This window comes from Shewanella sairae (assembly GCF_023283535.1).
Lineage (GTDB): Bacteria > Pseudomonadota > Gammaproteobacteria > Enterobacterales > Shewanellaceae > Shewanella > Shewanella sairae.
Window position 1 is genome coordinate 141,629 of sequence record NZ_JAKILT010000001.1, and the last position, 12,495, is coordinate 154,123.

Below are 12,495 nucleotides of genomic sequence, written 5' to 3' on the forward strand. Positions count from 1 at the left end.
AGCCCTAGTCAGGCTGGGACTGTTCAGGCACTACCAACAACTGAAAGTGAGTATAAAGCTGATTAATTAAGCCGTTATGTGTTTAAGAGAAATGCCAATAATGCTCATACGTTATTTCATTAGTTTTTGTATCGCGAATCCACATGGAAAGGACGTGAATGATTGATTACTCTAAACTGTAATGGGAGATTTCCGTGTTAAACACCAAGAAACACTAACCTAAATGAGTACACCAATTATTCAGTGCAGATACGCCTGAAGCCGTTGAAAACAAGGTGAGAGATAACGAAGTTATCAAGCTCTCGAACGAGAGGCAGGATGCCGAAAAGGCGTTTAAATAGGGATATTGTTTGTTTTCGTTGAGCCTGCAAGGCCAATTCTGTTCCATGCTGAATTTGGCATTCCCTCCGTCCATGGAGGTCAGGCGTAGTAGCGTCTCGCAGCTGTGTCTGCACATGAGGTCGCTCATTCACATCTGACCCATAGGGATATGGGAAATGTCATTATGATGTAGGGAACATCATTGACCATGTGACCACGACATTCGGACACCCTGTTCAGCACCCGCGGCAGGCGATTAGCAACCATGAAGCTAAAATACAGAACACATTTCCCTGTAGCCACAGCTCAGAAAGATGTAATAAGGCTTCATTTTAAGGCTAAAGTTAAGCTTGTTTACGTTGCTGGACTTTCATCGCACATAAACAGGCTTTACCGCGTAGGGCGGGGCAACTTTGACAAGGCTTGGCTTTGTAAGGCAGGTACAGGTTGATTTGAGCTGAATGCTTAACGGTATAGATACTGTTGTTAGCATGGCTTGTGCCTGCGGTGTTAGACATATTAGTCAGATTAACACCTGCACTAAAGCCATCGTTTGCTGGAATGAGTTTAGTGTAGGCTGAGAACTGATTAATCTTTGCTTCTATACGTTTAAGCTTTAACTGACGTTTGATTATTTTGAGGCGATATTTACACAGTTTTGCGGCGCGCTTTTTAAGCGAAATATCACTGTTGCTAAGCTCGGCGTAATAGTTGATTTTCTGCTGGTACTTTGCCAGCTTGCGGCGTGATTTTTGCTGCTTTTTAACTAACTCATCACTCATCATCAATTACCTAAAATAAAAACAAAATCAATCTAAAAAACAGCAGTGCTAACTTCGCTTATGCTTAAGGCGTTGCTTGAGAGGGGGCTTAAGACTAAGTCGCAATATTAACGATTAAAATTTATTAGCAGCACGGCCAGGATTTGGCCACTATTGAGTCGTTAGCGCTGTACTAATATGGTGAGTGTAATGCAATTTAAATTAAATGAAAATCATTATCGTTAAGGTTGGTGTAGATTAGTTATTGCTATTATTCAAACCGTTAAGTGGTCTGTCGTACATCCGTGTTGTCAAAGGTTTTAATCTGGTTGATAAGGTAGGGCACTTGAAGAGAATGTAATAGCGCTTTTATGAAAGCGCCATAGTGTTGGACATTAAAAGGCTTAACTATACGGGTTTTTACCCGCATCAATTAAGGTGAGCAGTAGCCTTAACTCAAACTCAAGCTGGTGATAATCGCCGTCCATATGGCAGCAGAGCTGGTAAAAGGATTTATTATGATCTTTCTCTTTTAAGTGAGCTAGTTCGTGCACGACCACCATTCTTAATAGTCCTTCAGGGACTTTTTTCAGCCGTGAAGAGATACGAATTTCATTTTTAGCTTTCAGTTTGGCACCTTGCTTACGGGCAACATAGGAGTGCAGGCCGAGTGCTTGGTGGCTCAGTGAAATTTTATCGTCGAAAATCACTTTTGAGAGTGGTTGGGATTTGCGTAAATACTGGTTTTTAATGTCAATGGTGTAGTCATACAGGGCTTTATCTGTACGAATCGCGTGGATCTCAGGGTGGCGCTTAAGTAAGAACTGCCCAAGCTTATCTTGATCTATCAAGCTTTGAACTTGGTCTTGTATATCGCTTGAGTAACCGGCTAGGTATTTGAGTGGCTGCATGTTTGACTTAAACTTTATGAAGTTGGTTTTAAGGTGTTGATTTTTTACATTGAAAAGAGGCACCACTTTAAACGATAGCCTCTAGATATCGCTTTCAAAATAGATGTTTAAGATGTAAAAAGGGCGCAATTTAGTGCGCCCAATAGTCTCTACTTTGTTAGCGGATATGCTTACTCTTCGTCAGTCTTGTAGATAGTCATGTTATGGAAAGCATAAGCGGCTTCAAATGCGTTCTTTTGGAAACGCTTAAGCTCTAGACCTTCAAAATCAACTTGTGGTGGATTACGCTTTAGCTGCTCTTTAATGGCAACTGGCGACACAATTGATACTGTAACTGGTAGAATTTGAATCAATGCTTCTAATTTGAAGCTAGTCACGCTACCTGCGCCTTTGCCTTTTTGCTCACGTTGGATGATAACAATTTCATCAACGCGGTAGTCTTCAATCAACTTACCAAAAGCAAAGTGAAATTCACGCATGGTCTCAGTGCTTTCAGAGTTTGAAATCGCGAACGACTTTTGACGGCAATCCGGCACGTTATACGTTTCGCCTTCATAACTTAATAAACTGATGATGGCTTCGCCACCTTTTAACTCTACGCCACAAACTCTCATGATAAACCTTAAAAAAACAATATTAGCTGTATTGTAACGCTATTTCTTGAAACGGTCAGCGTTTTAATGCGCTTTCTAATGTATTCAAATCAAATTTTTCTTTTAAGTGATTACTAGCGAGTTTACTACTGCATATTTAGCTGATGTTTTGCAGAAAATAAGTCGTTGTGATTACGATAAAATCAGGGGGATTTATTGACGTAATCACTATTCTACGAGCTCTTAGAATTAGCCCATTAAAGAAAAGCCGCGGTGAGATGACTCACTGCGGCTTTTATAATTAAGCGTGTATCAGATAAAAGCTTGTCGCTTAATCTTCTGGTGTGTCTTGTAGCTTAGATTTTGGTTTTCTAAGCATTGGCGCATCGCCAACATCAACACCAGTTGCAAAACGTCTATCACGGTTTGCAGCAGCTTTTGCAGCGGTTTTCTTCTTAGCTGTTGCGGCTTTCTTTTTAGCAACGGCTGCAGGTTTGGCTTTACTCTTAGCTGGCGTTTTGGCTTTAAGGCCGCAGAACTTAGCTTTAAGGCCTTCAAGCTCGCTAAAGCTAAAGGTTTTATTCAAGAAAGTTTGCACTTGAGTAAAGTTGACCCAGTCTTTAGGACCAACCAGTGAGATTGCATCGCCTTTAGCACCTGCACGGCCTGTACGGCCAATACGGTGTACATATTCTTCAGCAAACTTTGGCATATCAAAGTTAATGACCAAAGATACGTTAAGCAAATCTAGACCACGTGAAGCCACATCGGTTGTCACTAGAATTTGCTGCAGACCGCGGCTAAATTCATCCATAATTTGGTTACGCGCGTTTTGCTTAAGCTCACCGCTTAGTGATGCGGTTTTAAAGCCATCATCAGCTAATTTCTTTGCCAAACGGTCAGTATCTTGGCGAGTTGCAGTGAAGATAATGATTTGCTTTTGCTGCTCTTCTTTAAGAATACGCGTTAATAGCGCTTCTTTATGATCTAAGTGATCACACAAGAAAATACGCTGAGTAATATCTTTGTGCTCTAGGTTGCCCGCACCAATTGCTACATGTTCAGGGAACTTTAATAGCTCGTTAGCGATGTCGTTAACATCACCGTGATCTAAGGTTGCCGAGAACATTAAGGTTTGACGACGTTTATGGTCAGCGGCAGCGTTAATTTGTTTTAGTTGCTCAGCAAAACCTAAATCAAGCATACGATCAGCTTCATCTAAAATCAGTAGCTCTAGACCATTAAGGTGCAGATGGTGCTGTTTTAGGTGGTCGGCTAAACGGCCTGGGGTTGCCACAACAAAATGTGGGTCACGGGCTAGGGCTTTTGCTTGATCGTTAAAGTTTTCACCACCTAGAATTTTAGTGGCTTTAAACTGAGTGTTGGCAACTAATAAACGTAGTTGGCTGTACACTTGAGTGGCAAGCTCACGGGTCGGCAATAGAATTACCACACGCGGATCGCGCTTACTCAATGCTTTACACGAAATCAGTCTTTGCATCGCCGGCAATAAAAAGGCTAATGTTTTACCTGAGCCTGTTTTAGAAGACGCCATTAAGTCTTTGCCCGCTAAGGCAACAGGAATGGCTTGCTCTTGGATCTCTGTTGGGGTGTCAATGCCCATGTGCTTTAGACTTTGTAACAGACGTTGATCCAGTGCGAAATCGGTAAATTGCAAAGGTGTACTCCATAAATGATACGACCGCGTATTATAACCTACAGATTTGCGATTACGCTACGAATACCCATCAACTTTGTACTTCACTTGGCGATATATCTGCTAAAATGCGCTTCTTTGCAGGTAAGTTTGCTTTTAATAGGTTTAAGCCTGATTACCTTGTAGCTGAAATTAAGCAATATTCATTGGTAAGCTGCAGAGGATTAAACCTTGTGCCTGCTGGTTAAATTGAGTTGTGGAGTCATTAAAGAGTGTCGACAAATAAACAAGCTGTACGAATTGGATTAGCGTTAGGCAGTGGCGCGGCTAAAGGTTGGGCGCATATTGGCGTGCTTAATGGCCTAGCAAAGATGGGCGTTTACCCGGATAAAATCGCTGGCTGTTCGATTGGGGCATTAGTCGGCGCTGCTTATGCTAATGATCATCTTGAAGAGCTTGAAGATTGGGTTCGTAGTTTTAGTAGTTGGGACGTTTTAGGCTTAATGGACCTGAGCTGGGGCCGCGGTGGCTTAATTGGCGGTGAGCGTGTATTCGACGTGCTGCAAAAACGTATTGGCGACTTACAAATTAACGATCTAAAAAGACCGTTTGCGGCGGTGGCAACCGATCTGTATTCGGGGCAAGAAATTTGGTTTACCGAAGGTGATCTGCGCCACGCAGTGCGAGCATCGTGTTCAATGCCGGGTATTCTGCCGCCGGTAAAAGTAGGTAATCGATGGTTAGTTGATGGCGCGGTGGTTAACCCTGTGCCGGTATCGGTTAGCCGTGCAATGGACGTTGACTTGGTGATCGCTGTTGACTTACATGGCTTAAAGCGAGGCCGTATGCAAGTATTGCCGGTGAATATGAAAAGCGATAAACCAACGGTAGAAGAAGTCAAAGAAGCAGAAAAGCACCAAGATAATGGTTTTACTGATTTATTGGCTCGAGGCCGTGATTACATTACAGGCTTAACCGAGAAGTTTTCTCTTGGTGGTAAAGCCGATGCGCCGCAAAACCCTAACCCAGGTATGCTGGCTGTGATGTCACAATCAATGGATATTTTAGAGCAGCGCCATAAGCGCGCGCGTTTGATGGGCGATCCGCCTGATATCTGCATTGTGCCTGACTTAGGTGATATTGGCACCATGGAGTTTCATCGTGCTGAAGAAGCCATTGCTGCCGGTGAAGCGGCTGTTGAAAAAGTGGCGCACTTAATTGAAGCGGCGCTTGCACAGCATTCCACTGACATTGTGAGATCGTAGAATCGGACCATGTGCTATTGAAAGATGCTGTTGTAAAATTTAAAAAGGCGCAAATAGCGCCTTTTTGCTCTTTAAATATTCACTGTGAATATTTGACTAGCCTAATTTAACTACCATCTTGCCACGGTTTTTGCCTTCAAATAGGCCGATAAAGGCATCTGGCGCTTGGCTTAAGCCTTCATAGATGGTTTGCTCTGCATGGATTTTGCCTGCAGTCAACCATTGCCCCATTTGTGCTGCAAACTCGCCGTAATGATCCCAATGCTCAAATACAATGAAACCTTCAATTTTCAGTTTCTTGATAATGATCTGTGCAAGGTTACTTGGTCCTGGCGTAGGGGCGGTATCATTATATTGCGCAATCATGCCACACACGGCGATTCGACCGTGATCTTTCATATGATTAAGTGCTGCGCTCAGATGCTCGCCGCCGACATTTTCAAAATAAACGTCAAGGCCCTCTGGTGCGGCTTCGCCAAGTGCGGCGTCTAAATCGCCACAGGTTTTATAGTTAATCACTGCATCGATACCTAACTTATTGAGATACTCGACCTTTTCATCGCTACCTACGGATGCAATCACACGTGCGCCCATTAGTTTACCAATTTGCGTCACAACGCTACCGACCGCGCCAGAGGCGGCAGATACAAATAAGGTTTCGCCCGCTTTTAACTCGGCAATTCGATTAAGCCCTGTCCATGCGGTCATGCCTGGCATACCGAGCACCCCAAGAAAGTGTGATTCACACAGTGGTGTGTCTGGCAGGCGAGTGATTTCAGTGCCATCGGTAATAAAGTGGCTGCGCCAGCCCAACATACTGTTGACCTTGCTGCCCACAGGGAAATCTGGATTGAGCGATTCAATCACTTCACCAATTGCGCCGCCTTCTAATGCTTTACCTAGTTCAAAAGGGGCGATATAGCTCTTTCTATCTATCATGCGTCCACGCATGTAAGGGTCAACCGACATCCATAGGTTTTTAACTAAAAACTCACCGGACTTAATGGCTGCTAGTGTTAGCTCTGCTTGGTCAAAGTTGTCGTTTGTTGGCATGCCTTCAGGGCGAGATTTGAGTTGAATCACTTGAGATTTCATATCTTTCCTTAATTTATTTGTGCGCAAAGTAATTAGGGGCATCATAAGCAAAGCAAATTAACATTGCAAATGCTTTGCGCGCAAAGTATTTGCGTGTAAGTAATGGCAGCTTGCTAGTGTTAACCTTTGATGTAAGGTAATATTAGCGCTATCTCACCTAACTTAAGTTTATGCGTTGTGACTGATAATCCGCAAAATTCCCAAGCGAATGCTAGCCTTTCTGACAATGTTTGCTTTGCGCTATATACAGCGGCAAATGCGTTAATGCGTGCCTATCGACCGTTACTAGAGCGCTATGAGTTAACTTACCCACAATATCTGGTGATGCAAGCTTTATGGCTGCAAGACAGAGTTAGCTTAACCCAAGTATCGCAATCAACTCGTCTAGATATGGGAACCTTAACCCCAATCGTTAAACGACTAGAAGCAAAAGGCTTTTTACAGCGTTTAGCCGATGAAACTGATGAGCGTAAAAAAGTCATAGCTCTGACTGTGACCGGGCTTGAGCTGCAAGTTGAAGCCTTAGCGCTGAAGCAGACGCTATTAGACAAAGTGGATATGCAGCCTGAAGCCGTTGAACAACTTAGGCAGCTATGTTTAAACTTAACTCATGAGTTGACGCAAAAGTAAGCAGTTGTTTTTAAAGTTGATAAGTCGGCACGTTAAATGCTTTAGCTAAGCTATCTAACGATTACGCCGGCTTTTTGACAATGAATCCACTGAGCAGTATTAACCAGTCAATCAACAACAATGCGTTATCTGACGCCTATGGTGTGAATAGCGGTCAGTCAAATGTCGGCAATGCTGCTAGCGTCGCTAACGCAAGTGCCAAGCCTGTTAATCCCGCTGCCAGTGACTTGACGACCAAAGACAACACTTTAGTGTTGTCTGGTCGTGCTGAACGTGCACAAAAGATAGAAGCCATGGCTAATGACTTCTTTAAAGGTGGTAACTTCACTTCGGCGCAACTGCCACAGTTAATTCAACGTTTATATCAAGACGGCATTTTGTCAGAAGGTCAGCTTAATCGCCTGTCTAACAGCGGCTTTGATATTCCCCCTGCGAGTGAACAGTCGCTATTTGGCTTTATAGATGAGCAGCGGTCCGCTTTGGGTGACTCAGAAGAAGATAAAAAGATGGCACAGATGTTAGATGATGCAAAATGGGTTATGGGCGCGATGGATGTGTCACAGTCTCCGCTTGTTGCTCAAAAGGCTAATCGTGTTTCTAGTCAGATAACGGAATTGCTGCAGTCAGACAGGCCATTAACCGATGAGCAAAGAAATCACTATCAAGGGATCAAATCGCTCATGCAGTTAACCTCTATGACGGGAGAGCACCAACAAGAAAATGGTCAGATTAATAGTTACCTCGCTTTAGCTAAACGACATTAAACTGCCATGGTTTTTATGGCATTGAGTTGGCTTTTAGTAAGCTAATTTTGCTGCGCTTTGCTTCACGATGTTTTTATTGTTTGTTTGTACATTTAAGCTTTTCTAGCCCATCCAATAGCTTGCGAGCACAGCTCAAGTTAGCGAGTTTATTTTTCATATTTTTATCCACAATTTATACCTTTATTATCCTGTCACTATCGCTGTTAACAGTCTTCGTCAAGCGCATAATTTGAGATAAGTGTGTTTATTGGCAGAACTGTTTTCTTATTGTCTTCCTCTTTTAAAATCATGATCTGGATCAAAGTACTCAATCTGATTTTATAGCTTAATGCGCCACATATTGTGATGTATTGAAAAAGTGGCACTATATATAGTGTTACTTAGTAACGAGAGCTGAAGAGGATTTATACAATGCCAGTGGTTATTAAACGGGATGGTTACCGTACGCCTTTTGACGAAACAAGGATTAAAGATGCCGTGATAGCAGCTGCTAACTCGGCAGGCATTGAGTGCGCTGAATACGCACAACAAGTGGCAGAAAAAGTAAAACAAAGTGTCGCAGAATTGGATGAAGTTAAGATCCATGACTTACAAGATACTGTTGAAAACTTACTGATGGAAGGCCCATATAAATCCCTTGCACGCATGTATATCGAGTACCGTCATGATCGCGATACTCATCGTGAAGTAAGCAGTCGTTTAAATAAAGAGATCCGTGGTTTAGTTGAGCAAAGCAACGCAGCTTTACTTAACGAAAACGCTAACAAAGACTCTAAAGTTATCCCGACTCAGCGTGACTTATTAGCGGGTATTGTGGCTAAGCATTATGCTAAGTGTCATATCCTGCCTAAAGATGTCGTTGCTGCTCATGAGTCAGGTGAAATTCACTATCACGATCTTGATTACGCACCTTTCTTCCCAATGTTTAACTGTATGCTTATCGATTTAAGCGGCATGTTAACTCATGGCTTTAAAATGGGTAACGCTGAAATCGAAACGCCTAAGTCAATTTCAACGGCAACAGCGGTGACGGCGCAAATTATTGCGCAAGTGGCAAGCCACATCTATGGCGGCACCACTATTAACCGTATCGATGAAGTGTTAGCACCATTTGTTGCTAAGAGCTACGACAAGCATTACCAAGTCGCGCTTACGTGGGGCATTAGCGACGCTAAATCATTTGCGACTGCGCAAACTGAAAAAGAGTGTCACGACGCGTTCCAATCTTTAGAGTATGAAGTTAATACGCTGCACACTGCAAATGGTCAAACGCCGTTTGTGACCTTTGGTTTTGGTTTAGGTACATCTTGGGAATCTCGTTTAATTCAGCAGTCTATGATGACGGTACGTATTGCTGGTCTGGGTAAGAACCGTAAAACAGCGGTATTCCCTAAACTTGTTTTCGCTATTCGTGATGGTGTTAACCACAAAGCTGGCGACTGCAACTACGATATTAAGCAATTGGCGCTTAAGTGTGCTTCTACGCGCATGTACCCTGATATCTTAAACTACGAGCAAGTAGAAAAAGTGACTGGGTCATTCAAAACGCCAATGGGTTGTCGCAGTTTCTTAGGCACTTATGAGCAAGATGGTGAGCTTGTACATGAAGGTCGTAACAACCTAGGTGTAGTTAGCTTGAACCTACCGCGCATCGCGTTAGAAGCAAAAGGCGATGAAGCTGAGTTTTACCGCATTTTAGATGCGCGTTTAGCCATGGCTCGTAAAGCACTTGATACTCGTATTTCTCGCCTTGAAGGTGTGAAAGCGCGCGTTGCACCAATCCTTTATATGGAAGGTGCATGTGGTGTGCGTCTAAAGGCTGACGATGATGTGTCGGAGATCTTCAAAAATGGTCGCGCATCGATTTCGCTTGGCTATATTGGTCTACATGAAACCATTAACGCACTTTATGGCACTGAAGAGCATATTTACGATAGCGAAGTGCTACGTGAAAAAGCCATTGCCGTAATCAAGCATATGAAGCAAGCAACTGATAGCTGGAAAGCTGAATCAGGTTATGCATTTAGCCTTTACAGTACGCCAAGTGAAAACCTATGTAGCCGTTTTTGTGCGCTTGACACTAAAGTATTTGGTGTTGTTGAAGGCGTAACGGCTAAAGGTTACTACACTAACAGCTTCCATTTGGATGTTGAAAAGCAGGTGAACCCGTACGACAAGATTGACTTTGAATTGCCGTACCCAGAATTGGCTAACGGTGGATTCATCTGTTACGGCGAATTCCCTAACATGCAAAATAACGTTGAAGCGCTAGAAAACGTTTGGGATTACAGTTACCACAAAGTGCCTTATTACGGCACTAACACGCCAATCGATGAGTGTTACGATTGTGGTTATACTGGCGAGTTTAGCTGTACCAGTAAAGGCTTTACGTGTCCTAAATGTGGTAACCATGAGCCAAGCCGTGTATCGGTAACCCGCCGTGTATGTGGTTACCTAGGTAGCCCTGATGCAAGACCGTTTAACTACGGTAAGCAAGAAGAAGTTAAGCGCCGCGTTAAGCACCTATAGTACTTATACCAACTATAGGTAAAACGGCTAATGCTTCAATAGGTGTTAGCTAAAATTAAGGTGCTGTGTTCAGCACCTTTTTTGTTTTCTAGCTGGAATCAATTATGAACTATCATCAATACTATCAAACAGATGTTATTAATGGCCCCGGCACTCGTGCCACGCTTTTTGTTTCGGGTTGTGAGCATCAATGCCGTGGTTGCTATAACCAGTCAACCTGGAATCCATGCAGTGGGCATGTGTTTGATGCCGATATGGCACAACGTATTGTTGATGACTTAAATGATGAGCGCATTAAGCGTCGTGGTTTGTCATTATCTGGTGGTGACCCATTGTATCCAGCAAATCTTGACGCCATATTATCTTTGGTAAAGCAAGTTAAAGAGCAATGCCCGGGTAAGGATATTTGGCTGTGGACGGGTTACCGTTTGGCTGAACTTTCGTCACAGCAGCAAGCTGTAGTTGATTTGGTTAATGTGGTGGTTGACGGTAAATTTGAGCAAGAACTCGCTGATCCAAGCCTGGTTTTTAGGGGCAGCAGTAACCAAATCATTCACTACTTAAGATAAGTGTCAAAAGCCCTAAGGTAAACTCTGTGAGCCGATTACTTATAAACCTAGGTAAAATTGGCTTATATGCTGTTATAATAAGGCAATAATAGAAAAACGGCGTCAGTTCACTGGTGCTGTTTTTGTTTCTAAACGTGTTATTTAGATCTGAATTTAAGGTTTATAAATGAATTTAAAGCAGGAGCTGCAAACGCTCAACGATAAGTTAGATAAATTTCGTCGTAAGCTAGCAGCAGCTGAAAAGCGCAGCGATCCAACGGTTGTGATCCAGTTTAAGCAAGAGATTGCGGCAATCACTAAGCGTATTAGCAGCGTTAAAGGTCAGCAAACCCGTGAACTAAGCAAACAAGGTGGCACTGTTGCTGGCCTTAAGTTTAGCCGCGTGTTAACTAAAGCTGAACAAGCCGACATGGGTAAGTTGAAAAAGTCGGTTAAAGGTTTGGTTGTGGTACACCCAATGACGGCATTAGGCCGTGAAATGGGTATTAAGCAAGTCACAGGTTTTGCACCAAAAGAGTTTTAAGCTGTTTTTAGTTATCCATTTAGTGAGCCGCTTCATGGATATCACTAGCCAGTAAGCTTATGCTGGCCCGAGAATCGGCTATGGTTAAGTTTTATGTCTTATATCATAGTGCGATTGCATCAAAGGGCTAGCAAGAGTATCGTCTCAAGCAATTATTTTCTTATCAGGATGTTTGCAGTCTCAAGGATTGAGAGTTGTCGTTAAGGTTTTTTCATGTCGATTAAATACATCGCGTCTTCAAAATTACCAACCCCTTGGGGTGTTTTCGAAATGCATGGTTTTGAAGATAGTGAGACAGGTAAGGAGCATGTAGCGCTTACCTTTGGTACATTTTCTCCAGACGTCCCTGTTTTAGGACGTATTCATTCTGAATGTTTAACCGGTGATGCATTATTTAGTTTGCGTTGCGATTGTGGTTTTCAGTTACAAACGGCGATGCAAAATATTGCTGAAGAAGGCCAAGGCTTTATTCTTTACTTACGTCAAGAAGGGCGTGGTATTGGTCTGCTTAATAAAATCCGTGCTTATGAATTGCAAGATCAAGGTGCGAACACAGTTGAAGCTAACGAGCGTTTAGGCTTTGAAGCGGATATGCGTAAATACGATATGATTATTCCGATGATGGAAAAAATTGGTATCGACAAAGTACGTTTAATGACCAATAACCCGCGTAAAGTTAAAGCGATGCAAAGTTTTGGCTTGGAAGTGGTTGAGCGTGTACCATTGCAAGTGGGTAAGAACCGTTACAACGAAGCGTACCTTAAGACTAAGTCGACTCAATTGGGTCATATGATGTCTGAGCACCACTTTACTGAAACCGAACAGGACGACAGTAAAGAGTAATGATTAATGGGTAATGGGTAAATGCGTCAATTAT

General features: G+C 42.9%; 12 protein-coding genes. 7 read left to right on the top strand and 5 right to left on the bottom strand.

The window, feature by feature from the left end; genetic code table 11:
• Nucleotides 1-665: 665 nt before the first annotated feature.
• The 4 genes from L2748_RS00560 to L2748_RS00575 form a co-directional block, all read right to left on the bottom strand.
• A complete protein-coding gene (locus L2748_RS00560) occupies nucleotides 666-1,103 on the bottom strand; it encodes a hypothetical protein (RefSeq protein WP_220783271.1) in 438 nt (145 codons plus the stop codon).
• A 383-nt stretch (nucleotides 1,104-1,486) separates the two neighbouring features.
• Nucleotides 1,487-1,993 (bottom strand): M48 metallopeptidase family protein, encoded by a 507-nt coding sequence (locus L2748_RS00565; protein ID WP_220783272.1) that lies wholly within the window; start codon nucleotides 1,991-1,993, stop codon nucleotides 1,487-1,489.
• A gap of 170 nt (nucleotides 1,994-2,163) precedes the next feature.
• The gene (locus tag L2748_RS00570) at nucleotides 2,164-2,607 is read right to left on the bottom strand and encodes a DUF3010 family protein (protein ID WP_220783273.1); all 444 of its coding nucleotides are present in this window, start codon (nucleotides 2,605-2,607) and stop codon (nucleotides 2,164-2,166) included.
• A gap of 310 nt (nucleotides 2,608-2,917) precedes the next feature.
• Nucleotides 2,918-4,264 carry a DEAD/DEAH box helicase gene (locus tag L2748_RS00575; protein ID WP_220780586.1) on the bottom strand — a complete coding sequence of 449 codons (1,347 nt, stop codon included), beginning with the start codon at nucleotides 4,262-4,264 and terminating at the stop codon, nucleotides 2,918-2,920.
• Between the two features lie 251 nt (nucleotides 4,265-4,515).
• Here L2748_RS00575 and rssA point away from each other — a divergent pair, with 251 nt between their 5' ends.
• Nucleotides 4,516-5,508 (top strand): patatin-like phospholipase RssA, encoded by a 993-nt coding sequence (rssA, locus tag L2748_RS00580; RefSeq protein ID WP_220780587.1) that lies wholly within the window; start codon nucleotides 4,516-4,518, stop codon nucleotides 5,506-5,508.
• A 96-nt stretch (nucleotides 5,509-5,604) separates the two neighbouring features.
• On the opposite strand, the gene L2748_RS00585 is transcribed toward rssA, so the two are convergent.
• Nucleotides 5,605-6,603: an NADP-dependent oxidoreductase gene (locus L2748_RS00585; protein WP_220780588.1), complete on the bottom strand. Its 999-nt coding sequence runs from the start codon at nucleotides 6,601-6,603 to the stop codon at nucleotides 5,605-5,607.
• A gap of 177 nt (nucleotides 6,604-6,780) precedes the next feature.
• Here L2748_RS00585 and L2748_RS00590 point away from each other — a divergent pair, with 177 nt between their 5' ends.
• The 6 genes from L2748_RS00590 (at nucleotide 6,781) to ribA (ending at nucleotide 12,461) form a co-directional block, all read left to right on the top strand.
• The gene (locus tag L2748_RS00590; protein ID WP_220780589.1) at nucleotides 6,781-7,233 is read left to right on the top strand and encodes a MarR family winged helix-turn-helix transcriptional regulator; all 453 of its coding nucleotides are present in this window, start codon (nucleotides 6,781-6,783) and stop codon (nucleotides 7,231-7,233) included.
• A gap of 80 nt (nucleotides 7,234-7,313) precedes the next feature.
• Nucleotides 7,314-7,997: a hypothetical protein gene (locus tag L2748_RS00595; RefSeq protein ID WP_220780590.1), complete on the top strand. Its 684-nt coding sequence runs from the start codon at nucleotides 7,314-7,316 to the stop codon at nucleotides 7,995-7,997.
• Nucleotides 7,998-8,408: 411 nt separating this feature from the next.
• Nucleotides 8,409-10,526 (top strand): anaerobic ribonucleoside-triphosphate reductase, encoded by a 2,118-nt coding sequence (gene nrdD, locus L2748_RS00600; RefSeq protein ID WP_220780591.1) that lies wholly within the window; start codon nucleotides 8,409-8,411, stop codon nucleotides 10,524-10,526.
• A gap of 104 nt (nucleotides 10,527-10,630) precedes the next feature.
• Nucleotides 10,631-11,095 (top strand): anaerobic ribonucleoside-triphosphate reductase-activating protein, encoded by a 465-nt coding sequence (gene nrdG / locus L2748_RS00605; RefSeq protein ID WP_220780592.1) that lies wholly within the window; start codon nucleotides 10,631-10,633, stop codon nucleotides 11,093-11,095.
• 166 nt (nucleotides 11,096-11,261) lie between these two features.
• Nucleotides 11,262-11,618, top strand: a complete 357-nt coding sequence (locus tag L2748_RS00610) for a YibL family ribosome-associated protein (RefSeq protein WP_220780593.1) — start codon at nucleotides 11,262-11,264, stop codon at nucleotides 11,616-11,618.
• Between the two features lie 213 nt (nucleotides 11,619-11,831).
• The gene (gene ribA, locus L2748_RS00615; RefSeq protein WP_220780594.1) at nucleotides 11,832-12,461 is read left to right on the top strand and encodes a GTP cyclohydrolase II; all 630 of its coding nucleotides are present in this window, start codon (nucleotides 11,832-11,834) and stop codon (nucleotides 12,459-12,461) included.
• Nucleotides 12,462-12,495: the final 34 nt, after the last annotated feature.